The organism is Pseudoxanthomonas winnipegensis, from assembly GCF_030322905.1.
Lineage (GTDB): Bacteria > Pseudomonadota > Gammaproteobacteria > Xanthomonadales > Xanthomonadaceae > Pseudoxanthomonas_A > Pseudoxanthomonas_A winnipegensis.
Window position 1 is genome coordinate 3,126,524 of the sequence record NZ_CP095475.1, and the last position, 21,950, is coordinate 3,148,473.

Consider the following 21,950-nt stretch of genomic DNA (forward strand, 5'->3'; position numbering starts at 1 on the left):
ACGAGTCCGCCTTAGATGGCGGACCGAGCCGATGAGCCGCGCACGCCCGGTTCGAGGCCGGTTGGCGAAGTCCTCTTACCGACCACACACACCGACGAAGGACCATGAAAAAGCCGGGCAATGCCCGGCTTCTTCATGGACACAACAATGGCGAAGGCGTTCAGCCCTCGACCACGCTCTGCGCCGCTTCGACCACGTGGTCGGCGGTGAAGCCGAAGTACGGGAACAGCTTCTCCGCCGGCGCCGACTCGCCGAAGCTCGTCATGCCCACGATGGTGCCGTCCAGGCCCACATACTTGAACCAGAAGTCGGTCGAGGCCGCTTCCACCGCCACGCGGGCGCGGATCGAGCGCGGCAGCACCGACTCACGGTAGGCCTCGTCCTGGCGATCGAACACGTTGGTGCACGGCATCGACACCAGACGCGTCGGGATGCCCGCGGCCTGCAGCTTCTCGCGCGCTTCCGAGGCGATGCCCACTTCCGAACCGGTGGCGATCAGGATCACCTTGGCGGTGCCGCCCTCGGCCTCGGCCAGCACATAGCCGCCGCGGTAGATGCCCTCGATCTCCGCCTTGCCGCGCGGCTGGGGCTTCAGATTCTGGCGGCTGAAGATCAGGCAGCTCGGGCCATCCTGACGGGCGAGCGCCGCCTTCCAGCAGGCCGCCGTCTCGGCCGCATCGCACGGACGCCACACATCGTTGTGCGGGATCAGACGCAGGCTGGCCAGATGCTCGACCGGCTGGTGCGTCGGACCGTCCTCGCCCAGGCCGATCGAATCGTGCGTGTAGACGTGCAGCACATGGCTGCGCATCAGCGCACTCATGCGCAGCGCGTTGCGCGCGTAGTCGCTGAAGGTCAGGAAGGTCGCATCGAACGGAATGAACCCGCCGTGCTGGGCGATGCCGTTGGCGATGGCCGACATGCCGAACTCACGCACACCGTAGTGCACATAGTTGGCGTCCGGGTCGTCGCCGACGGCGGTCTTGGCGTTCTTCCACAAGGTCAGGTTGGACGGCGCCAGGTCGGCCGAACCGCCGACGATCTCCGGCAGCAGGCCGGTGTAGAACTCGATCGCCTGCTGCGAGGCCTTGCGCGAGGCGATCTCGGGCATGTCGGCCTGGACCTTGGCGATGTAGGCATCGGCCTTGGCCAGGAAGTCGTCCGGCAGCTTGGCGTGCGAGCGGCGCGCCAGCTCGGCGGCCTGGTCCGGGTACTGCTTGGCGTACTTGTCGAACAGCTGCTCCCACTCGGCCTGGCGCAGGCTGCCCGTACCGGTGGCGCGCCAGCCGTCGTAGATCTCCTTCGGGATCTCGAAGGCCGGGTACGGCCAGTCCAGCGCCTTGCGCGTGGCCTCCACCTCGTCCTTGCCCAGCGCCGAGCCGTGGCTGGACTCCTTGCCGGCCTTGTTCGGCGAGCCGAAGCCGATCGTGGTCTTGCACGCGATCAGGGTCGGCTTGTCGGTGACCTCCAGCGCCTCGTCGATGGCGGCCTTGATGGCGTCGGCATCCTGGCCGTCGATCGGGCCGATGGTGTGCCAGCCGTAGGCGCGGAAGCGCGCCGGAGTGTCGTCGGTGAACCAGCCGTCGGTCTCGCCGTCGATGGAGATGTGGTTGTCGTCCCAGAAGGCCACCAGCTTGCCCAGGCCCAGCGTGCCGGCCAGCGAGGCGGCCTCGTGCGAGATGCCTTCCATCATGCAGCCATCGCCCATGAACACCCAGGTGCGGTGGTCCACGACCTGGTACTCGGGGCGGTTGTAGTGCTGGGCCAGCAGCTTCTCGGCCAGAGCGAAGCCGACCGCATTGGCGAAGCCCTGCCCCAGCGGACCGGTGGTGGTCTCGATGCCGGGGGTGATGTGGCTTTCCGGATGGCCCGGGGTCTTGGAATGCAGCTGGCGGAAGTTCTTCAGCTCTTCGATCGGCAGGTCGTAGCCGGTCAGGTGCAGCAGCGCGTACTGCAGCATCGAGCCGTGGCCGTTGGACAGCACGAAGCGGTCGCGGTTGAACCACTTGGGGTTGTTGGGGTTGTGGCGCAGGTAGTCGTTCCACAACACCTCGGCGATGTCGGCCATGCCCATGGGCATGCCCGGATGGCCGGAATTGGCGGCCTGCACCGCATCGGCGGCGAGGAAACGGATGGCGTTGGCGAGCTGACGGCGGGTCGGAGCGGACATGTCAGGGACTGGGGCGAAAGCGGCGCGTGAGGCACCAGGGACGCCTATTGTCCCATGAGGCACGGTTCGGAACGAGTGAGGCGGGGAGCGCAACGGAGTGAGAAGCGAGTGAAAGCCCGGTCCGGGCGGCCTCCCAGCCTCAACGCATGCGTTCGGCCTCAGTCCTCGCCTTTCCAGGCGGCGGCGCCTCGGCGCCAGCCGGCCCGCTTCGCTCACGCCCCTGCGCTCACTCCTCGCCCTTGGCCACCAGCGTGGCCAGCACCAGATCGCCGGTCGTATTGAGCGTGGTCCGGCACATATCCAGGAAGCGGTCCACGCCCAGGATGATGCCGATGCCTTCCGGCGGCACGCCGACCATGCCGCAGATCAGCGCCACCACCGGCAGCGAGCCGGCCGGCACGCCGGCGGTGCCGACCCCGCCCAGGATGCAGACGAACATCACCGTCAGCTGCTGCAGCAGGGTCAGCTCGACGCCGAAGAACTGCGCCAGGAACAGCACCGTGACGCCCTCGAACAGCGCCGTGCCGTTCTGGTTGGCGGTGGCACCCACGGTCAGCACGAAGCGCGAGACCTTGCGCGGCAGCCGCAGGTTGTCCTCGGCCACGCGCAGCGAGGTCGGCAAGGTCGCGTTGGACGAGGCGGTGGAGAAAGACAGCACCATGACCTCGCGTACCGCGCCGAACCACTTCACCGGCGACCAGCCGGCCCACTTCAGCAGCGCCGAATACACCACGAACATGTGGATCGCCAGCGCCAGCACCACCACGCCGACATACGCCCCCAGCCGGATCAGCAGCTCCCAGCCGAACAGCGCGGCCAGGTTGAACATGAAACAGAACACCGCATAAGGCGCCAATCGGATCACCAGGGTGATCAGGGTCATGGAGATCTCGAACAGGCCCTCGACCGCGTTGCGGAACGCATCGGTCTTGTCGCTGCGGGTCAGCACCACGCCCACCCCGACCATCAGCGCGAAGAACATCACGCCCATGAAGTTGCCGCCCGCCGCCGCGGTGACTACGTTGGCCGGCACCAGCGAGAGCAGCATGCCGGCGCCGCCCGGCGCCTCCTTGCCCTTGCTGATGATCGAATCGGCGCGCTCGGCGCCGGCGGCCAGCATCTGCTGGGCGGTGGCCGGGTCGGTGCCGGCGCCGGGCTTGAGCAGGTTGACCAGCACCAGGCCCAGCACCACCGCGATCCCCGACGCCAGCACCGTGAAGCCCAGCGTGCGCCAGCCGATGCGTCCCAGGGCGCGCACGTCGCCCATTTCCGAGATGCCCACCACCAGCGCCGAGAACAGCAGCGGCAGCACCAGCATGAAGATCAGGTTGAGGAACAGCTTGCCCGCCGGGTCGGTCACCGCGGTGACCTGCTTCACCCAGCCGGCGTCGGCGCCGACGGTGGCGTGCACGATCAGGCCCAGCGTCAGGCCGAGCACGAAGCCGATCATCATCTTCCAATGCAAGGGCAGCTTGGACTTGCCGGAAGCAGCGTCGGTCATGCGTGGAATCCTGGGGTTCGAGGGCAAACGGCCACTCTAGCAAGGCCCCGCGCCCGCCTGCGACGGCAGGGAAAGAGAATGACCGAACTGACAGCCAGGCCGTGCCTGGCCGTAAGACCCGCTCAGCGCTTCGGATACAGCGGCGCCAGCGCCTCGCCCTGCGCGGACGGGCCCGCCGGCACGCGCCAGGTCGGCCCGCTGGCGAAGGCCTGACGCAGCAGCGCACGCGCCTGGGCGCCATCGCCGTCGGCCCAGCGTGCGCGGCGCAGCGCGTCGATCGCCTGCCGCTGCGCCGGGTCGGCCAATTGGGCGGAGACCGCGTCCAGATCCCGCGCCGGCGGTGCGGCCATGCCGATCAGGATCTCGCCGACCTCGTCCAGCGTGCCGGTGTCCAGCGCACGGCGCAGGTCCGGCAGGCCATGGCGCGCCCGCGGTGCCGGGGCCGCCGTGGCGGCGCCCGCCGCGCGGGCCGGGGCCGACGCAGGCGCACGCCACGGCCGGCGCAGGAACCACACCAGCGTGCCCAGCCACAGCAGGCCGAACGCCGCGGTCAGCGCGATCCACGGCCACAGGCGGCCAGCCACCGACCCGGCGCCGACGGCCGTGGCCGGCAGCGCGCCGTCGCTCGGCGCCTGCGGCGCGGGGACCTCCGCGGCCGGCGCGGGCGCGGGCAAGGTCGCGTTGGCGAAGCTGCCAGACCCGGCGGCGACCTCCAGCTGCATGTCCGGCAGCGCCGCGGTCCTGGCCGCATCGGCCTTGACGTCCCACCAGTCCAGCTTGATGCCGGGCAGCGTCAGCCGGCCGGCGCCGTTGGGCACGATCGAATAGCGCCGGGTGATCTTCACCACCGGCGTGGCGCCGTCGAAGCTGTCCTCGTACTGCGCCGGCTCGGCGAACACCTGCGCGCCGTCCACGTTCGGCGTGGGCAGGTCCGGCAGCTGCGCACGGGTGGCGCCGCGCGCCACCGCCTCGACCACGAAGCTGCTGGCCTGGCCGGCCTTGAGCTCGCGCGGCGCGCTGGCATAGCGCAGGCGCAGGTCGGCCAGCGGCAGCCACGGCTGCGGGGCGTTGGCCGGCTGCGGCTGCACGTGCAGGGTCAGGGCCTGACCGAACGCGCTCAGCTCGCTGCGCTGGCCCATGCCCAGCATGCTGTCGAAGAAGCCGCCACCGCCGGCGGCGCGGCCGATGAAGCGCGCGGCCGGCAGCTGCAGGTCGCCGCTGCGGTCGGGCACCAGCAGGAAGTGGCGTTCGACCACGTTGTAGCGACGCCCATTGACCTCGCGCGTGGACTGCACGTCCTCGCCCACGCGCTGCAGCGAGGTGCCCTGCGGCGCATCGAGGTCCAGTTGCCCGGAGACCAGCGGCACCGCGTAGAACAGGCGCAGGGTCACGCCGACGGTCTGCTGCACGTAAGGCGTCGGGTCGTCGACCTGGGTCTCGACATAGGCGTTGCTGCTGCCGGGCTGGGCGACGGGTGCATCGGTGACGCGAAGGCCCAGCGCGGGCGTGCGCTGGCCGTTGACCTCCAGCGCCGGCACGGTCAGCTCACCGGTGCGACGCGGCTGCAGGGTGATGGCCAGCACGACCGAGCGCGAGATGCGGCCGTTGACCATCTGCATCTGGCGGCTGGAGGAGGTGTCGACCACCGAGAAGTCGCGCTGCAGCGGGCTCAGGTCGGGCTGACCGATGTCCTGGTCGCTTTCGATGCTCAGCACCACCGGCTGGCCCATCGCCGTGCGCGAGCGGTCCAGCCAGGCGCGCGTCTGCGCCAGCGCGGGCAGCGTCCAGGCCAGCAGGAGCAGCGCCAGCCACGCGGTCGCGACGAACCGCGACGGCGCGCGCCTGCGCTGCGTCGATGTGGAGGCGGCCGGCTGCATCATTGTCCTTCCCTCTGGCGACGCTGGTACTCGAGCTGGAACTTGGCGCGCAGCAGGCCACCCGGATCGTCCGGCACGCGGCGCAGCCAGGCTTCGATGGCTTGGCGCTGCTCGCGCTCGGCCGCGGTTTCCGGCTTGGCCTGGGTCGGCTCCTGCTGCGCGCCCTGGCCGGCCTGCTGCTGCATGGCCTGCTGCATGCGTTCGCGCTGGGCCGCGTCGGCGGCCTGCTGCTCGCGCTGCTGTTCGGCGGCCGACTTGGGTGGCTCGGACTTGGCGTCGCCGGACGGGTTCTTCGCGCCCTTGTCCGCGTCCTGCTTGTCCTGCTGCTTGTCCTGCTGCTGCTTGTCTTGCTGCTGCTTGTCCTGCTGATCCTGGCCCGGCTTGTCGTCCTGCTTGCCGCCGGACGACTGCTGCTGGCCAGACTTCTGCTCAGGGGGCTGCTTGCCCTGGTCGCCGCCCTGCCCGCCCTGACCACCGGCCGGCGGCTGCCGCTTGCGCGCGGCCTCGACCGCGGCGCGGTTGGCGATGGCGTCTTCCATCCCCGGCTGGCGCTGGAGCGCCTTGTCGTAGGCGGCGATCGCCTCGTCGTACTTGCCCTGCTTGGCCAGCGCGTTGCCGAGGTTGTACAGGCCGTCGGCCGAGGCCAGACCGGTGAAGTCCTTGGTGGCCGCGGCGTAGTCGCCGCCGCGGTAGGCCTTGGCGCCCTGCTCGATGCGATCCTGCGCCTGCTGATCGGCGCGCTTCCACCAGTCCATCGCCTGCGCGGGCTGGGCCATCGGCAGCACCACGCACAGCGCCAGCGCGGCCAGCACGCCGCCGCGGCGGAACGCCAGCAGCACCAGCAGCATCAGCGCCGGCAGCAGCCAGTAGCCCTGATCCAGCCAGGCGCTGCCCTTTTCGCCGCGGGCGGCGCTGGCGTCTTCGGCTTGCGGGTCGAGCACGCCCAGCGCGCGCAGGTCGGCATCGTCGGTGCGCAGCACCTCAAAGCGCCCGCCGCCGGCCGTCGCCAGCCGCTGCAGCGAGGCCGCATCCAGCTGGGCGCGGCCGAACTGGCCATCGGCCTGACGATAGGCCGCACCCGCCGGCGTTCCCAGGCCCAGCACCGAGACGCTGAAGCCGGCGTCGCGGGCGCGCTTGGCGGCACCGTCGGCAGCCGGATCGGCGTGATCGGTCAGCAGCAGGATCTGGCCGCGGTCAAACCCGGCGCGTTGCAGCAGCTCTTCGGACCAGAGGATCGCCCGACGCGCATCGCTGCCGTCCACCGGCATGATCGCCGGGTCCAGCGCGTCCAGGAACAGCGCCACATTGGCCGCATCGTCGGTCAGCGGCGCTACGGTGAACGGCTCGCCCGCGTAGGCCACCAGCGCGACCTGACCGCCGACGCGTTCGCGCAGCAGCGTGGCCAGCTTGGCGCGCGCCTGCAGCAGGCGCGAGGGCGGCAGGTCGTTGGCGGCGATCGAGCCCGACAGGTCCAGCGCCACCACCAGCGGCGCGCGGGTCTGCCACAGCGGCTGTTCGCTGCGCTGCCAGCTCGGGCCGGCCAGGGCCAGCGTCGCCAGCACCCAGGCCAGCACAATGCCGACCAATCCCAGCACCTGGGCGCGGCCGCCGCCGACCTGCAGATGCACCAGCAGATGCTGATCGACCAGGCCGCGCCACGCGTTGGCGCGCTGCTGGCGTCGCCGCCACAGCCACCACAGGCCAGGCAGCGCGATCAGGGCCAGCAGCCACCACGGCCGCAGGAAATGAAAATCCGCCATGGCCTGCACCAACGCACTCATGCCCGCAGCCCTCGCCAAGCCAGCGCCAGCACGCCCAGACCCAGCGCGAGCGCCAGCGGCACCGGATAGCGCTCGATGCGCGGCTGCACCGCGCGACCCGGGCGCGAGATCGGCTCGATCTTGTCCAGTTCCGAATAGATGCCGGCCAGCTCCTGCGTGTCGCGGGCGCGGAAGAAGCGCCCGCCGGTGGCCTGGGCGATGCGGCGCAGGCCGTCCTCGTCGATATCGTCCTGGCCCTGCAGCCCCACGCGCATGCCGAACACCGACAGTCCCCCGCCGCCGCCGAAGGCGATGGTGTGGATGCGCACGCCTTCGCGCGCGGCCAGTTCGGCCGCCTTGTCCGGATCCAGCGCGCCGGCGTTGCTGACGCCGTCGGTGAGCAGGATCAGCACGCGCTGGCCCTTGGGCTGTGCGGCCAGGCGCTTGACCGCAAGGCCAATGGCGTCGCCGATCGCCGTCTCGCGCCCGGCCAGCCCGCTGACCGTGTCGCGCAGCTGATCGCGCACCGAATCGCGGTCCAGCGTCAGCGGCGCCACCGCATAGGCGCGGTTGCCGAACACCAGCAGGCCGACGCGGTCGCCCACGCGGCGGTCGAGGAAGTCGGCCAGCACCGCCTTGGCCGCGGTGAGCCGGTCGACCGGGGTGCCGCCCAGCTCCATGTCGGTCTCGCGCATGCTGCCGGACAGGTCGACGGCCAGCATCAGATCGCGCCCGGTCTGCGGCGGCGTGACCGCCTCGCCCAGCTGCTGCGGCCGCGCGGCCGCCGCGCACAGCAGCAGCCAGGCAAGCGCGGCCAGCCAGTTGATGCCGAACCGCCGCGCGGTGGCCGCGCTGACCGCGATACCGTCCAGCGCATCGCCATAAGGCACGCGCAGCGCCGGCGACTGGCTGCGCACCGCTGGCAGCAGCCAGGTCACCAGCCACGGCAGCGGCAGCGCCAGCCACATCCAAGGCCAGGCGAAGCCGCCGAAGAGCAGCCTGACATCGTGCATCCACTGCGCCAGGAGGCTCATCGGCGGCCCTCCATCAGCTGCACGAAGCGCGTCGCGGCCAGCGCACGCAGCGCCTCCATCTGCCGCGGATCCACGCGCGGGCGATAGCCACCGTCGAGCAGCAGCGCACCGACGTCCTCGCTGAAGGCATGTCCCTTCGGACCATCCAGGAACTGCAGCCAGGCCGCACCCTGCAAACGATCGGCGCGCGGATCGACCCGGCGCGCGGCGCGGCGCAGCAGCTGCGAGGCGGCCGCGACCTGCTCCGGCGGCGGCAGCGCGCTGTGACACTCGGCCTCGAACAGCCGCAACCAGCGCGCCCGCCGCCGGCGACGCCGCGCGCGCCACAGCAGCGGCACCGCCACCAGCACCGCGACGGCCAGCAGCACCAGCCACCAGCCGGGGGCCGGCGGCCACCAGGCCGGCGCCGGCGGCACGTGCACATCGCGCAGCACCAGGGGCGCGGGCGTGCTCATGCGGTCGCCGGAGCGGTGGCGCGCGCCAGCAGCGACAGCCACGCATCGCTGGGCGCATCGGCGCGCAGCGCCATAGCGCGCACGCCACGGGTAGGCAGCTGCGCCAGCGCCGCATGCAGGGGCTGGACGAATTCCCGGCCCCAGCGCTGTCGCTGCGCGGTATTGGCCAGGTCCAATTCGACCCGATGCTCGCCGCTCTGGAACGGCAGCGACGCCCGCGGCGGCGCCTGCTCCAGCGCATCGGTCATCAGCAGCACGATGACCTCGCAGCGCGCCGCCAGCGACGGCCAGCGCAGCTCGGGGATCTGCGCCACGCTGCGCGGATCGGCCAGCATCACCAGCCGCGAGCCGGGGCGCAGCACGCGCTGGGCGTGCTCGAGCGCCACGGCCAGGCCCTGGTCGTCCTCCGGCGGCTGCGCATACCAGCGGGTCAGCGCGTCGAGCGTGCGCAGCGCACCGCGCGTGCCCGAGGCCGGCGGCAGGGACGGCTCGCGCCCCGCCCCGCGCAGGACCGCGACGCGATCGCCGTCGGCCACCGCGGCCCAGGCCGCCAATGCGCCGGCGCGCGCGGCCTGCACCGACTTGAAGCGCACACGCGTGCCGAAGTACAGCGTCGCCGCGGTATCGGCCACGATCAGGGTCAGCCGCTCGCGTTCGGCCTGGAACAGCTTGGTGTGCGGCTTGCCGCTGCGCGCGGTCAGGCGCCAGTCGATATGACGCGCGTCGTCGCCGGCGACGTATTCGCGCGACTCGGCATATTCCATTCCGCGCCCGCGCAGCGGCGAAGCGGCCGGGCCGCTGAGATGGTGGCTGCCGCGACGCGCGGCCGGGCGCCGCTGCGCCAGCGCACGCAGCTGCACCAGTTCGGTCAGTGTGGGGCGCAGGCCGTCGTTGACCGCAGCGGGATCCGGATCGGCGTGCGAGGTGGGAACCGCGCTCATGACGGTGGCACCTGCCAATGCGGGCGCACCGAAGGCATGCGACGCAGCGCGCCTGCAAGCTTGGTTCGACGGTGAGGGATCATCGTGTAGCTCGCCTGTTCCAACCTACGACTCAAGGCAGGGGCACCCGTTCAATCAGGGCCTCGACCAGCCGACCGCCGTCCCAGCCTTCGGCCGTGGCCTCGTAGCTGGGCAGGACGCGGTGGCGCAGCACATCGCCGGCCACGGCCCGCACGTCCTCCGGGGTGACGAAGTCGCGCCCGGCCAGCCAGGCATGCGCACGCGCGCAGCGCTCCAGCGCGATCGAACCGCGCGGGCTGGCGCCCCAGGCGATGCGTCGTCCCAGCGCGGCGTCGTAGCGCGCGGCATCGCGCGAGGCCAGCACCAGCTCGATCAGGTAGCCCTCCAGCGCCGGCGCCATGTGCAGGTCCAGCACTTCGCGCCGCGCCGCGAACACATCCTCCAGCGGCATCTGCTGCAACGGCTCGGCCACCGGCGCCAACGCATCACGGGCGCGCTCACGCGCCAGGCGCAGGATCTCCGACTCGGCCGCCGCTTCGGGATAGCCGATCTTCACGTGCATCAGGAAGCGGTCCAGCTGCGCCTCGGGCAACGGGAAGGTCCCCTCCTGCTCGATCGGGTTCTGCGTGGCCATGACCAGGAACAGCGAGGGCAGCGGATAGGTGTGTCGGCCCACTGTGACCTGGCGTTCGCCCATGGCCTCCAGCAGCGCCGACTGCACCTTGGCCGGCGCACGGTTGATCTCGTCGGCCAGCAGGATCGGATGGAAGATCGGCCCGGCCTGGAACTCGAAGCGCCCATCCTGCGGCCGCCATACCTCGGTCCCGGTCAGATCGGCCGGCAGCAGGTCGGGCGTGAACTGCACGCGCGCGAAGCCCGCCTCCATGCGCGCCGCCAGCGCACGCACCGCCATGGTCTTGGCCAAACCGGGCGCGCCTTCGACCAGCAGATGGCCGTCGGCCAACAGCGCGATCAACAACCGGTCCACCAGCAACTGCTGTCCCACGATGGTTGCCGACAGCGAGCCGCGCAGCGCCATGAAGGCCTCGCGCAGGCGGCCATCGGACGCAGGCGCGACGGGAGGCGCGGGTGGCTGGAGGTTTTGGGACTGTTCCATTACGGGCTCTCATGGTGGAGATCAGGCGCGTCGTTTCGACCGGGCCTCATCGAAAGGGTTCCGCGCCCCACCTTACCTTGGGCCTCGCGTTCAGCGAAGCGCCATCATCCGCCGGGCGGCGCAGCTACCGCCCCACTTGTGAGTGCGCACAAGACACCAACGCGAAAACGGGGCCGATCGGCCCCGTTTTCCTCATCACTACGAACCTGCTTACTGGCGGACCGCGATCACCTTCGGTGTCACGAAGATCAGCAGCTCGGCCTTGTTCTTTTCCTTGCCCTGCTTCTTGAACAGGTTGCCCAGGAAGGGGATGTCGGCCAGGAACGGCACCTTCGAGACCGATGCACGATCGGTGAACTCATACACACCACCGATGACGACGGTCTGACCGTCCTCGACCAGCACGGCGGTATTGATCTCGCGGCGGTTGAGGGTCGGAACTGTGCCGTATCCAGCCAGCGTGATGTACTCAGCCACGTCGTCTTTCTTAACGAACATGTTCAAGAAGATGCGTCCATCGTGCGTGATGGTCGGCGTGACCTTCAGCTCCAACAGCGCTTCCTTGAACTGCACATTGGGCGTGGCCGCCGTACCCGCCGTGCCACCAGTGATCGTGACATAGCCGATTTCCGTACCCTGCTTGATGTCGCCTTCACGCTGGTTGGCCGTGATGATGCGCGGGTTGGAGACTACCTCGCCGCGGCCTTCTTCCTGCAACGCCGACAACTCCAGATCAAGGTTGAAGTTCGTGCCCAGCAAAGTGTAAGCAATGCTGCTGGCCGTCCCATTCGTGAACGTCCCCGCCGGCATATTGACGTTCAGCCCAGTGGGGAACAGATGGGACGGCAGCGTTGTGCTCGTACCAGAGTTGGCGAGCTCATTCCGTTGCTGCGCCGAGGTGTTCAGATAATTGACGTTACTGTCCAGGGATCCACTGAGGATTCCTCTTCCGGTGCCGCCGATGACGCCAAAGCGAGCACCGAGGTCGCGCGCAAACGTGTCGCTCGCCACCACGATGCGCGCCTCGATCAACACCTGATCCACTGGTCGATCGATCACGGCGATCAGCTCGCGCATCGACGCGACCTTCTTCGGGATGTCGCTGATCATGAGCGTATTGGTACGCTCGTCGGCGACAAGACGACCACGCGAGGAGAGAAAGCCGTTCTCCTGAGTGCTCTGGCCGCTGCCACCACCGTTCTGACTGCCGATGCCCTTGGCCTCAGTCAGCGCCTTATAGATCTCAGTCGCGCTGTGGTAGTTGATCTGCACGTAGTCGGTGATCAGATCCTCGCGATTCTCGATCGCGATACGCGCGTCTTCCTTGTCCTGCTCGAACTTGGCCAGCTCGGGCTGCGGCGCCACCCAGACCACGTTGCCGTCGCGGCGCTTGTCCAGCCCCTTGGCGCGCAGGACGATATCCAGCGCCTGATCCCACGGCACATTGACCAGGCGCAGGGTCACGCTGCCCTGGACGGTGTCGGAGGCGACGATGTTGAGGTTGGACTCCTCGGCGATCAGCTGCAGGACGGTGCGCACCGGCACGTCCTGGAAGTTGAAGGTCACCGGCTTGCCCACATACGGCTTGACCCCGCCAGCGGCCAGCTGCGAGGCGCCGGTGCCTTGGGCCGCGGCGCCCATCGCGGGCTTGCCGGACTTCTGGCTGATCTCGACCACGTATTGGTCTTCGGTCTGGTAGGCCAGCGACTCCACGGTCCCGCGGGTGTCGAGCACCAGCTGCGCGCCCTTGCCCGAGGCATGCGCGTCGATGCGCTGCACCGGCGTGGCGAAATCGGTGACATTCATCGGCCTCTGCAGGGAGGCCGGCAGGGTGACGTTGGCCATGTCGATGATGACCTTGCCGTTGTCGGTGCGCAGATCCGGCACCGCGCCCTTGCGGTCGAACTTGAGGATCAGGCGCCCGGCGCCGTCCTCGCTGCGACGGAAGTCGACGTCGGACACCTGGACCGGCGCGGCCTGGGCGGCGCCGGCCGGCGCCGCGGCGGCGGCCAGCACGGGCGCGCTGCCCGAGGCGAGCGCGATCGCCAGCACCAGTGCACCCCACCGGTGGGCGGCCAGTCGCCGCAGGGGACGCAGGCCATGAGCGTTGGAAGCGGTCATCGTGTATCCCCTAATCATTGGTCTAGCGTCACGGCCGCCGGACGCTCCAGCCAGCCACCGGCGCCGTCAGACACCAGTTCTACGAGGTTGATGCGGTCGGGCTGGACATCGGTGATGCGCCCATCGTTCTGCCCCAGGTAGGCACCGGGCGAGACGCGATAGGTCACCTTGTCCGGCGCCATCACCAGCCCGACGATGTTCGAACCGCTGCCGATGGTGCCGACCATCTTCAGGCTGTCCAGCGGGTACTGCTCCAGCGTTTCCTTGCGCCGGTTCGGATCCGGTCGCAAGCCGCTGCCGGCATCGGACGTGGTCCAGGCGGTGCTGAACGGATCGCGCAGGTTCTGGGCCGCGTACTCGAAAGTCTCGAACTGCTGCATCACCGGCAGCGGCTCCAGCGGCGGCGCCGGACGGGCACGCACGTCGTTGACCCAGTTCTGCAGATTCGGCGCATCGCCGGGCGTACTGGTGATGCTGCGCGAGCAGCCGGACAAGGCCAACAGGGCCAGGCCTGCGAGCAGGAGACGGGAACGAGCGGAAGGGATCCGGGTCATGGCGTGGCCCCAGCAGGTTGCGTGCCAGCCGCCGCAGCAGCCTTCTCCTGCGCGGCGGTCTCTTCCTCGTCGAGGTAGCGATAGGTCTTGACCGTACCCGACAGCTCGAGATTGCCGTTGGCGATGCCCTGCTTGGGATCCACCGGCTGCAGGGAGATGTCGTGCATGGTCAGGATGACCACGCGCGGCAGCGACGCCACGCCGCTGACGAAGGCGCCGAACTGGTGATAGCTACCCACCATGCGCAAGGCGATCGGCTTCTCGGCGTAGAACTCCTTCTGCGACTCCTCACCGGGCTGGAACAGCTCGTTGGTCAGTCCGCTGGACAGCGCGGTCTGCGAAATGTCGACGATCAGGTCGGGCATCTCGGTCTTGCTGGGCAGCTGGCGCAGCATCTGCTGCAGCACCTGCTCCATCTGCGCCAGCTGCTGCTTGAGCGGCTGCAGATTGGCGGCGCGGCCGGCCTTCTGCTCGAACTCCGAGCGCAGGGTGGCCTCCTGACTCTCCAGTCCTTCCAGCTCCTCGGCCTGCCCGCGGAACACGAGCAGATAGGCCAGGATCAGCACCAGGGCACCCAGCAGCACGCAGAACCCGATCTTGTAGTTCCGCGGCCAGCCGCCGATGTTGTTGAAGTCCAGCTCGCTGATCTTGATCTTCTTCTGGCTCATGACGCCGGGCTCCCCTGGGTCTGCGGCGGCGTGGTGGCCTGCGGCGGCTGACTGGTCGCCGGCGTCGCGGCACCGGCCGGAGCGGCGGCGGGCGCGGTCGCCGGATCAGCCGCGGGCGCGGTGCCGGGATCGGCCGGATTCGCCAGTTCGACCTTGAGGCTGAACATGTAGGGAAGCGCCCGTCCGACCACCGAGACGGGCGCGCTCTGGCCCTGGCCTTCGGCGGCCTTGGCCTCGATCACCGACAGGTCCGGCTTGGTCATCCAGCCCGAGCCTTCGAGGTTGCGCATGTAGGTACTGACCCGCGCATTGGACTGCGAGCGCCCCTGCAGCGTGAGGACATTGCCCTCCTGCTTGATGCTGGTCAGGACCACGCCGTCGGGAATGGTGCGCACCAGCGAATCGAACAGGTGCACCATCTGCGAGCGGTTGGCCTGCAGCTCCTCGATGACCTTCTTGCGGGCAAGCAGGCGGTCTTTCTGCTTGTCCAGCGCATTGATCTCGGTGATCTGCGCGTCGACCTTGGCGATCTCGCCCTGCAGGAAGGCGTTGCGTTCGTTCTGGCCGTCGATCTGGCCGTTGTAGTAGAACCAGATGAAGAGCGCCAGCAGCACCGAGATGGCCGCGGCCACGCCCAGCATGCCGTAGAACTCTTTCTGGCGTTGCGCGCGGCGCTCGGCGCGCCACGGGAGCAAGTTGATCTTTGCCATCAGTCGAAGCTCCGCAGCGCCAGGCCGGTGGCGATCATCAACGCCGGCGCGTCCTGGGCCAGCGCATGCGCCTGCACCTTCGGACCCAGCGTCATCTGCGCCAGCGGATTGGCCACGATGGTCGGCACACCGAGCTGCTCCTCGACCATTTCCGGCAGGCCGGCCAGGGCGGCGCAGCCGCCGGCCAACACGATCTGGTCGACGCGGTTGAATTCGCTGCCGGCATAGAAGAACTGCAGCAGGCGGCTGACCTGCTGGACCGTGGCTTCCTTGAACGGCTCGAGCACTTCGATCTCGTAGCTTTCCGGCAGGCCGCCCTGGCGCTTGGCCATGCCGGCCTCCTCGTAGGTGAGCCCGTAGCGGCGCATCACCTCGTCGGTCAGCTGTTTGCCGCCGAAGACCTGCTCGCGGCTGTAGAGGCTGCGGCCGCTGCGGATGACGTTGAGCGTGGTCATGGTCGCGCCGATGTCCACCAGCGCGACAACGCCGTCATGCGGGACCGGCAGCTCGCCCGCCAGCAGGGCGAAGGCGTTTTCGACCGCGAAGGCCTCCACGTCCATCACCTTGGCGGTCAGCCCGCCCAGCTCAAGCGCGGACTGGCGCAGCTCGACGTTCTCCGAACGCGAGGCGGCCAGCAGGACCTGGACCATCTCCGGGTTGCCGGGCATGGGGCCCAGGACCTCGAAGTCCAGATTCACTTCCTCGATCGGATACGGGATGTAGTTGACCGCCTCGAGCTCGATCTGGGCTTCCAGGTCGTCCTCGTCCAGATCGGCGGGCATGGGAATGATCTTGGTGATCACCGCCGAACCGGCCACGGCCGCGGCGGCGTTCTTGACCTTGGTGCCGGCGCGGGTCACGGCGCGGCGGATCGCCTCGCCCACCGCCTCGACTTCGACGATGTTCTTCTCGACCACCGCGTTGGGAGGCAGCGGCTCGACGGCGTAATGCTCCACGCGGAAGCGGTTTCCCACGCGCGTGAGCTGGAGCAGCTTGACCGCAGTCGAGCTGATATCCACGCCGAGCAGCGCAGATTGGCTTTTTGGGATGAGCCCCACGGTGTATCCCCTTCCGACCGGAAAACCACAACGGGCTAGTTCAGCCAGCCCTCACATTAGTAATGAATTTTTTACAACTTGCAAGGACCACAAGGCCTCCCGTGACGGGTTGCCGCTTTTTGCTAAGGATTTCCCCCAAGTACTTGTTTCCCCCCAGGAAGCCGGTCCCCGCTTCCGACTCATCTATACTCCGGCGCCACGAATTGTGCAATCGGAAGTCTCCCGATGTCCCGTTTCCGCCGCCTGCTCCGCTGGGCGCTGCTGTTGTGCCTGGCTGGCGCCCTGGTGGGAGCCGTCGTCCTGGGCTTCTTCTACTACTCCATCTCCTCCAAGCTGCCTTCGATCCAGTCGCTGCGCGACGTGCAGCTGCAGGAGCCGATGTACGTCTATGCCAATGACGGCAGCCTGATCGGAATCTTTGGCGAGACCCGCCGCTACCCGGTCGACATCAGCAAGGTGCCGGTCAACGTCCAGCGCGCGTTCGTGGCCGCTGAGGACTCGAACTTCTACGAACATGGCGGCATCGACCCGACCGGCATCTCGCGTGCGGTCTGGCAGACGCTGACCAAGGACGGTCGCGTGGCCGGCGGCAGCACCATCACCCAGCAGGTGGCGCGCCAGTTCTTCCTGAGCAACGAATACAGCTACACCCGCAAGCTGGCCGAAATGATGCTGGCCATGCGCATCGAGCGGATGCTCACCAAGGACCAGATCCTGGAGCTGTACCTCAACAAGAGTTTCTTCGGCAACCGCTCCTACGGTGTGGCGGCGGCGGCGGAGTTCTATTACGGCAAGACGCTGGACCAGCTGACACTGGGCGAGGCGGCCACGCTGGTGAGTTCGCTGAAGTTCCCCTCCAGCGGCAATCCGATCAGCAACCCGGAGCGCAACCACCAGCGCAGCGTCTACGTGATCGACCGGATGCTGGAAGACCATTACATCAGCGCGAGCGAGGCGGCCGCGGCCAAGGCCGAGCAGCCGCACGCCGCGCCGCACGAGCGCCCGATCGACGTCTATGCGCCCTACGTGGCCGAGATGGTCCGCCAGGAAATGGTGGCCAAGTTCGGCGGCGAGGTGCTGGACAAGGGCTACCACGTCACCACCACGGTCGATCCGGTGCTGCAGCCGGCCGCCGACCAGGCGGTGCGGACGGGCCTGGCGACCTACGATCATCGCCACGGCTGGCGCGGCGCGGAGAAGCATTTCGAGGTGACCGGCGATGCCGACGCCGAATCGCTGGCCGCGCACCTGGCCGGAATCGTGTCCGAGGGCGGGCTGGATCCGGTGATCGTCGCCTCCACCAGCGGCGACACCGCCACGGTGGTGACCCGCGACGCGCAGCAGATCGTGCTCGGCCCCAGCGCCAGCCGCTGGACCGGCAAGACGCCCGGCCGCCTGCTGCAGCGGGGCGATCTGGTCCGTATCGGCGCCGAGCGCAAGGACAAGGACGCCGAGGACAAGACCAAGACCGCGACCGAGGCCAAGCCCGAGTACCTCTACACGCTGGACCAGCTGCCGCAAGCGCAGTCGGCGCTGGTGTCGCTGGACGCCAACAGTGGCGCGATCCGCGCGCTGGTCGGCGGCTTCAGCTTCGCGGCCAACAAGTTCAACCGCGCCACCCAGGCGCGGCGCCAGCCGGGCTCAAGCTTCAAGCCGTTCCTGTATTCGGCCGCGTTCGAGAAGGGCTTCAACCCGCTGTCGATCGTGCTGGACGCACCGGTGGTGTTCCGCGACCGGCGCGGTCATGTCTGGCGTCCGGGCAACGACGACGGCAAGTTCGACGGCCCCATGCGCCTGCGCGAGGCGCTGGTGAAGTCCAAGAACCTGGTCTCGGTGCGGCTGCTGGATGCGATCGGCGTGGATTTCGCACGCAAGTTCATCGCCCAGTTCGGCTTCGACGAGGCCGAGCTGCCGCCCAATCTGTCCATGGCGCTGGGTTCGGCCTCGCTGACGCCGATGTCTGTGGCGCGCGGTTATGCGGTGCTGGCCAACGGCGGCTCGCTGGTCACGCCCTGGCTGATCGACGAGGTCAAGGACCGCGACGGCAAGGTCGTGTTCAAGGAGAACCCGGTCGTGGCCTGCCGAAGCTGCGGCCGTCACGGCGCCAACGCGCCGGCCCCCAGCCAGGTGGTGGACGGCTTCAATTTCGGACCGGCCCAGGACACGCAGGCCAAGGCCGAACCGCTGGCGACCTCCAAGGCCGAGCCGGCCGACGAGCAGGCGCCGCCGCCGGGCACCAACGTGGCACCGCGCGCCATCGACGAACGCACCGCCTACCAGTTGGTCTCGATGATGCGCGACGTGGTCCAGCGCGGCACCGGCACGGCCGCCAAGGTGCTCGGCCGCGCGGACACGGCCGGCAAGACCGGCTCGACCAACGACCATCGCGACGCGTGGTTCTCCGGCTTCGCCGGGCCGTACGTGACCACGGTCTGGGTCGGCAAGGACAACTTCCGCTCGCTGGGCTACCGCGAGTACGGGGGCAAGGCCGCGCTGCCGATCTGGATCGACTACATGCGCGTAGCACTGAAGGACAAGCCGATCACGCCCAACGACCCGCCCGAGGGCATGGTCCAGGTCAGCCGCAACGGCGCGACCGAGTGGATCAAGGTCGAGGACCTGGAGCGGATGCAGGGCGAGGACAGCCTGCAGGATCAGAACGCGACCGACGAGGCGGCGTTCGACATCTTCTGAGGCAGGGTTGGTCGAGCGCGGAGGAAGCGAGCAGCGAGCGAAGGTGAAGGCGCACGGCCAGTCACTTCCCACTCACTCCTCGCTGCTCCACACTCAGGCCACAAAACCTGAGGGGTCCGCCATGCATCACGCTCGCCAGCACGCGCAGACCCAGACCGCGGAACGGCGCCGCCGCCTGGCCCACGAGGCCGCGCGGCTGATCGCCGAGAGCGGCATCCGCGATTACCGCCAGGCCAAGCTCAAGGCGGCCAGCCGGCTGGGCATCTCCGACGATGCCTCGCTGCCGCGCAACCGCGAGATCGAAGAGGCGCTGCGCGAGTACCAGCGCCTGTTCGCTGGCCCCGATCACGCCGGCATGCTGCGGGCGCGACGCGAGGCGGCGCTGCAGGCGATGGAATTCTTCGCAGGCTTCGCCCCGCGCCTGGTCGGTCCGGTCCTGGACGGCACGGCCGATGCCCAGTCGCCGGTGCAGCTGCATCTGCACAGCGACGACGAGGACGCGGTGGCGCGTTTCCTGGAAGACCACCGCATCCCGGCCGACGCGCGCGTGCGCCGGCTGCGCATGGACCGCCAGCGCCATGCCGATGTCACCGTGTGGGTCTTCGCCGCCGACGGGATCAGCTTCGACATCGCCGTGCTGCCGCGCCAGGCACTGCGCCAGGCGCCGCTGTCGGTGGTGGACGAAGCACCGATGGACCGCGCCTCGGCCGCCCAGGTGGCGGCACTGCTGGCCCGCGAAGAGATCGCCGGCTACGAGGCCGGCTGAAGCCGGGGGGGCCGCCCCGCTATACTTGCCGGCTCCTTCGATTCCCTGCGCGCCCGCCCGGGCGCGACGACCATGTCCGATGTGTCCCGCGAAGCCGCGCGCCGCCGCACCTTCGCCATCATTTCCCACCCCGACGCCGGCAAGACCACGCTGACCGAGAAGCTGCTGCTGTTCGGCGGCGCGATCCAGATGGCCGGCAGCGTCAAGGGCCGCAAGGCCGCGCGCCATGCGACCTCGGACTGGATGGCACTGGAAAAGGAGCGCGGCATTTCGGTCACCTCCTCGGTGATGCAGTTCCCCTACGAGGACAAGATCGTCAACCTGCTCGACACGCCGGGCCACGCCGACTTCGGCGAGGACACCTACCGCGTGCTGACAGCGGTGGACTCGGCGCTGATGGTCATCGACGTGGCCAAGGGCGTGGAGGAGCGCACGATCAAGCTGATGGAGGTGTGCCGCCTGCGCGACACGCCGATCATGACCTTCATCAACAAGCTCGATCGCGAGGGCAAGGACCCGATCGAACTGCTGGACGAAGTGGAGACCGTGCTGGGCATCCAGTGCGCGCCGGTGACCTGGCCGATCGGCATGGGCCAGCGCCTGAAGGGCGTGGTCCACCTGCTCACCGGCGAGGTGCACCTGTACGAACCCGGTCGCAACTTCACCCGCCAGGATTCGACCATCTTCGCCTCGCTGGACGCGCCGGGCCTGGCCGAAAAGATCGGCGAGAAGATGCTCGCCGACCTGCGCGAGGAACTGGAGCTGGTGCAGGGCGCCAGCCACGGCTTCGACCCGCAGGCGTACCTGGCCGGCCAGCAGACACCGGTGTTCTTCGGCTCGGGCGTGAACAACTTCGGCGTGCAGCCGCTGCTGGACTTCTTCGTCGAGCATGCGCCGTCGCCGCAGCCGCGCGCCACCACCGGCCGCGAGGTCGAACCCACCGAGAGCAAGCTGACCGGCTTCGTGTTCAAGATCCAGGCGAACATGGACCCGCAGCACCGCGACCGCGTGGCGTTCATGCGCGTGTGCTCGGGCCGGTTCTCGGCCGGCATGAAGGCCTTCCACGTGCGCAGCGGCAAGGAGCAGAAGCTGGCCAACGCGTTGACCTTCATGGCCTCCGACCGCGAGATCGCGGCCGAGGCCTATCCGGGCGATGTGATCGGTATCCACAACCACGGCACGATCTCCATCGGCGACACCTTCACCGAAGGCGAAAGCCTGAGCTTCACCGGCATTCCCAACTTCGCCCCGGAACTGTTCCGCCGCGCGCGCCTGCGCGATCCGCTCAAGCTCAAGCAGCTGCAGAAGGGCCTGGCGCAGCTGAGCGAGGAAGGCGCCACGCAGTTCTTCCGCCCGCTGATGAGCAACGACCTGATCCTGGGGGCCGTGGGCGTGCTGCAGTTCGACGTGGTCGCCTATCGCCTGAAGGACGAATACGGCGTCGATGCGATCTTCGAGCCGGTCGGCGTGACCACCGCGCGCTGGGTGCATTGCGACAACCCGAAGAAGCTGGAGGAGTTCCGCGAGAAGAACGCGATGAATCTCGGCATCGACGCGGCCGGCGAGCTGGTCTACCTGGCGCCGACCCGGGTCAACCTGCAGCTGGCGCAGGAACGCGCGCCGGACGTGCGCTTCTCGGCCACCCGCGAGCACGCCCACGCGCTGGACGCGGGCTGAGCCGAGCCCGCGGCGCGCGTCCGGTTTTGCTGAATCCGTCCCGGTCAGCGGGCGCCACTGTGACTGCTGCGACGCACCATGCTCATCGCGGTGCGATAAAGTTCGCAGCATGGCTCTGCAGGCGCATCCTGAGACCAACCTGCGTGACGAGATCGCCAGCGCCCTGACCCATGGGTTGGGCGCGGTGGCGGCGCTGGCCGGCGGCGCGGTGCTGATCACCCTGAGCGCGCTCTACGGCGACGCCTGGCAGTTGGGCACCGCGATCGTCTTCAGCAGCACCTTGCTGCTGCTCTACGTGGCCTCCACGCTTTACCACGCCATCCAGCACCCGATGGCCAAGGCGCGGCTGCAGATCTTCGACCACTGCGCGATCTATCTGCTGATCGCCGGCACCTACACGCCATTCACGCTGATCGGACTGCGCGGGCCGTGGGGCTGGGGCCTGTTCGCGGCGATCTGGACCATCGCCGTGATCGGCGTGGTGTTCAAGCTGTTCTATACAGGGCGCTTCAAGCTGTTTTCGACCATCGTCTACGTGGTCATGGGCTGGCTGGTGGTGGTCGCGATCGAGCCGCTGCTCAAATCGGTCGATGCCTTCACGCTGGGCTGGCTGCTGGCCGGCGGGCTGTTCTACACGCTGGGCACCTACTTCTACCAGCGTGATTCGGTGCGCTATTTCCACGCGATCTGGCACCTGTTCGTGCTCGCCGGCAGCGTCTGCCACTTCGTCGCCGTCACCGGTCAGGTGCTGGTGCCGCGCCTGCATCACGGCGGCTGACACCGCCTGCGCGTGACGGAGCCGGCGGCGCGCTCTTCGCGGCACGTG

General features: G+C 69.0%; 17 protein-coding genes. 4 read left to right on the forward strand and 13 right to left on the reverse strand.

Features of this window, described 5'->3' with window-relative positions; all coding sequences use genetic code 11:
- Positions 1–160: 160 nt before the first annotated feature.
- The 13 genes from tkt to MWN52_RS13890 form a co-directional block, all read right to left on the reverse strand.
- Positions 161–2,170 carry a transketolase gene (gene tkt, locus MWN52_RS13830; RefSeq protein ID WP_286575076.1) on the reverse strand — a complete coding sequence of 670 codons (2,010 nt, stop codon included), beginning with the start codon at positions 2,168–2,170 and terminating at the stop codon, positions 161–163.
- A 226-nt stretch (positions 2,171–2,396) separates the two neighbouring features.
- Positions 2,397–3,671: a dicarboxylate/amino acid:cation symporter gene (locus tag MWN52_RS13835; RefSeq protein WP_130524880.1), complete on the reverse strand. Its 1,275-nt coding sequence runs from the start codon at positions 3,669–3,671 to the stop codon at positions 2,397–2,399.
- A 122-nt stretch (positions 3,672–3,793) separates the two neighbouring features.
- A complete protein-coding gene (locus MWN52_RS13840) occupies positions 3,794–5,551 on the reverse strand; it encodes a BatD family protein (protein WP_286575077.1) in 1,758 nt (585 codons plus the stop codon).
- Positions 5,548–7,329 carry a vWA domain-containing protein gene (locus tag MWN52_RS13845; RefSeq protein ID WP_286575078.1) on the reverse strand — a complete coding sequence of 594 codons (1,782 nt, stop codon included), beginning with the start codon at positions 7,327–7,329 and terminating at the stop codon, positions 5,548–5,550. Before MWN52_RS13845 ends, MWN52_RS13840 begins: the two co-directional genes overlap by 4 nt.
- Entirely contained in the window at positions 7,326–8,342 is a 1,017-nt protein-coding gene (locus MWN52_RS13850; protein WP_286575080.1) for a vWA domain-containing protein, read from the reverse strand. The genes MWN52_RS13845 and MWN52_RS13850 overlap by 4 nt, the downstream gene beginning before the upstream one ends.
- Positions 8,339–8,797: a DUF4381 family protein gene (locus MWN52_RS13855; protein WP_286575081.1), complete on the reverse strand. Its 459-nt coding sequence runs from the start codon at positions 8,795–8,797 to the stop codon at positions 8,339–8,341. The genes MWN52_RS13850 and MWN52_RS13855 overlap by 4 nt, the downstream gene beginning before the upstream one ends.
- Complete coding sequence (locus MWN52_RS13860; protein WP_286575082.1) at positions 8,794–9,738, reverse strand: DUF58 domain-containing protein; 945 nt, start codon at positions 9,736–9,738, stop codon at positions 8,794–8,796. The genes MWN52_RS13855 and MWN52_RS13860 overlap by 4 nt, the downstream gene beginning before the upstream one ends.
- 112 nt (positions 9,739–9,850) lie before the next feature.
- A complete protein-coding gene (locus MWN52_RS13865; RefSeq protein WP_286575083.1) occupies positions 9,851–10,876 on the reverse strand; it encodes an AAA family ATPase in 1,026 nt (341 codons plus the stop codon).
- 210 nt (positions 10,877–11,086) lie between these two features.
- Entirely contained in the window at positions 11,087–12,997 is a 1,911-nt protein-coding gene (locus MWN52_RS13870) for a type IV pilus secretin PilQ (RefSeq protein WP_286575084.1), read from the reverse strand.
- A gap of 14 nt (positions 12,998–13,011) precedes the next feature.
- A complete protein-coding gene (locus MWN52_RS13875; RefSeq protein ID WP_286575085.1) occupies positions 13,012–13,551 on the reverse strand; it encodes a pilus assembly protein PilP in 540 nt (179 codons plus the stop codon).
- Complete coding sequence (locus MWN52_RS13880) at positions 13,548–14,219, reverse strand: type IV pilus inner membrane component PilO (protein WP_130535259.1); 672 nt, start codon at positions 14,217–14,219, stop codon at positions 13,548–13,550. Before MWN52_RS13880 ends, MWN52_RS13875 begins: the two co-directional genes overlap by 4 nt.
- On the reverse strand, positions 14,216–14,929 hold the full coding sequence (locus MWN52_RS13885; RefSeq protein WP_286575087.1) for a PilN domain-containing protein: 714 nt from the start codon (positions 14,927–14,929) through the stop codon (positions 14,216–14,218). The genes MWN52_RS13880 and MWN52_RS13885 overlap by 4 nt, the downstream gene beginning before the upstream one ends.
- A complete protein-coding gene (locus tag MWN52_RS13890; protein WP_130524892.1) occupies positions 14,929–15,987 on the reverse strand; it encodes a pilus assembly protein PilM in 1,059 nt (352 codons plus the stop codon). Before MWN52_RS13890 ends, MWN52_RS13885 begins: the two co-directional genes overlap by 1 nt.
- 225 nt (positions 15,988–16,212) lie before the next feature.
- Here MWN52_RS13890 and MWN52_RS13895 point away from each other — a divergent pair, with 225 nt between their 5' ends.
- From MWN52_RS13895 to trhA, 4 genes are all read left to right on the forward strand, one after another.
- Positions 16,213–18,681 carry a penicillin-binding protein 1A gene (locus MWN52_RS13895; RefSeq protein ID WP_286575089.1) on the forward strand — a complete coding sequence of 823 codons (2,469 nt, stop codon included), beginning with the start codon at positions 16,213–16,215 and terminating at the stop codon, positions 18,679–18,681.
- A 121-nt stretch (positions 18,682–18,802) separates the two neighbouring features.
- Positions 18,803–19,447 carry a hypothetical protein gene (locus MWN52_RS13900; protein WP_286575090.1) on the forward strand — a complete coding sequence of 215 codons (645 nt, stop codon included), beginning with the start codon at positions 18,803–18,805 and terminating at the stop codon, positions 19,445–19,447.
- A gap of 72 nt (positions 19,448–19,519) precedes the next feature.
- Complete coding sequence (locus MWN52_RS13905) at positions 19,520–21,124, forward strand: peptide chain release factor 3 (protein WP_130524895.1); 1,605 nt, start codon at positions 19,520–19,522, stop codon at positions 21,122–21,124.
- Positions 21,125–21,233: 109 nt separating this feature from the next.
- Positions 21,234–21,902 (forward strand): PAQR family membrane homeostasis protein TrhA, encoded by a 669-nt coding sequence (gene trhA / locus MWN52_RS13910; RefSeq protein ID WP_286575092.1) that lies wholly within the window; start codon positions 21,234–21,236, stop codon positions 21,900–21,902.
- The last annotated feature ends 48 nt before the right edge of the window (positions 21,903–21,950 follow it).

What these genes read in the sequence shown, in the direction of transcription:
- MWN52_RS13875 (WP_286575085.1), bottom strand. Translation starts at nt 13,551, where the DNA reads ATGACCCGGATCCCTTCCGCTCGTTCCCGTCTCCTGCTCGCAGGCCTG.
- MWN52_RS13865 (WP_286575083.1), bottom strand. Translation starts at nt 10,876, where the DNA reads ATGGAACAGTCCCAAAACCTCCAGCCACCCGCGCCTCCCGTCGCGCCT.
- MWN52_RS13885 (WP_286575087.1), bottom strand. Translation starts at nt 14,929, where the DNA reads ATGGCAAAGATCAACTTGCTCCCGTGGCGCGCCGAGCGCCGCGCGCAA.
- tkt (WP_286575076.1), bottom strand. Translation starts at nt 2,170, where the DNA reads ATGTCCGCTCCGACCCGCCGTCAGCTCGCCAACGCCATCCGTTTCCTC.
- MWN52_RS13895 (WP_286575089.1), top strand. Translation starts at nt 16,213, where the DNA reads ATGTCCCGTTTCCGCCGCCTGCTCCGCTGGGCGCTGCTGTTGTGCCTG.
- MWN52_RS13855 (WP_286575081.1), bottom strand. Translation starts at nt 8,797, where the DNA reads ATGAGCACGCCCGCGCCCCTGGTGCTGCGCGATGTGCACGTGCCGCCG.
- MWN52_RS13835 (WP_130524880.1), bottom strand. Translation starts at nt 3,671, where the DNA reads ATGACCGACGCTGCTTCCGGCAAGTCCAAGCTGCCCTTGCATTGGAAG.
- MWN52_RS13845 (WP_286575078.1), bottom strand. Translation starts at nt 7,329, where the DNA reads ATGAGTGCGTTGGTGCAGGCCATGGCGGATTTTCATTTCCTGCGGCCG.
- MWN52_RS13900 (WP_286575090.1), top strand. Translation starts at nt 18,803, where the DNA reads ATGCATCACGCTCGCCAGCACGCGCAGACCCAGACCGCGGAACGGCGC.
- MWN52_RS13860 (WP_286575082.1), bottom strand. Translation starts at nt 9,738, where the DNA reads ATGAGCGCGGTTCCCACCTCGCACGCCGATCCGGATCCCGCTGCGGTC.
- MWN52_RS13905 (WP_130524895.1), top strand. Translation starts at nt 19,520, where the DNA reads ATGTCCGATGTGTCCCGCGAAGCCGCGCGCCGCCGCACCTTCGCCATC.
- trhA (WP_286575092.1), top strand. Translation starts at nt 21,234, where the DNA reads ATGGCTCTGCAGGCGCATCCTGAGACCAACCTGCGTGACGAGATCGCC.
- MWN52_RS13880 (WP_130535259.1), bottom strand. Translation starts at nt 14,219, where the DNA reads ATGAGCCAGAAGAAGATCAAGATCAGCGAGCTGGACTTCAACAACATC.
- MWN52_RS13840 (WP_286575077.1), bottom strand. Translation starts at nt 5,551, where the DNA reads ATGATGCAGCCGGCCGCCTCCACATCGACGCAGCGCAGGCGCGCGCCG.
- MWN52_RS13870 (WP_286575084.1), bottom strand. Translation starts at nt 12,997, where the DNA reads ATGACCGCTTCCAACGCTCATGGCCTGCGTCCCCTGCGGCGACTGGCC.
- MWN52_RS13850 (WP_286575080.1), bottom strand. Translation starts at nt 8,342, where the DNA reads ATGAGCCTCCTGGCGCAGTGGATGCACGATGTCAGGCTGCTCTTCGGC.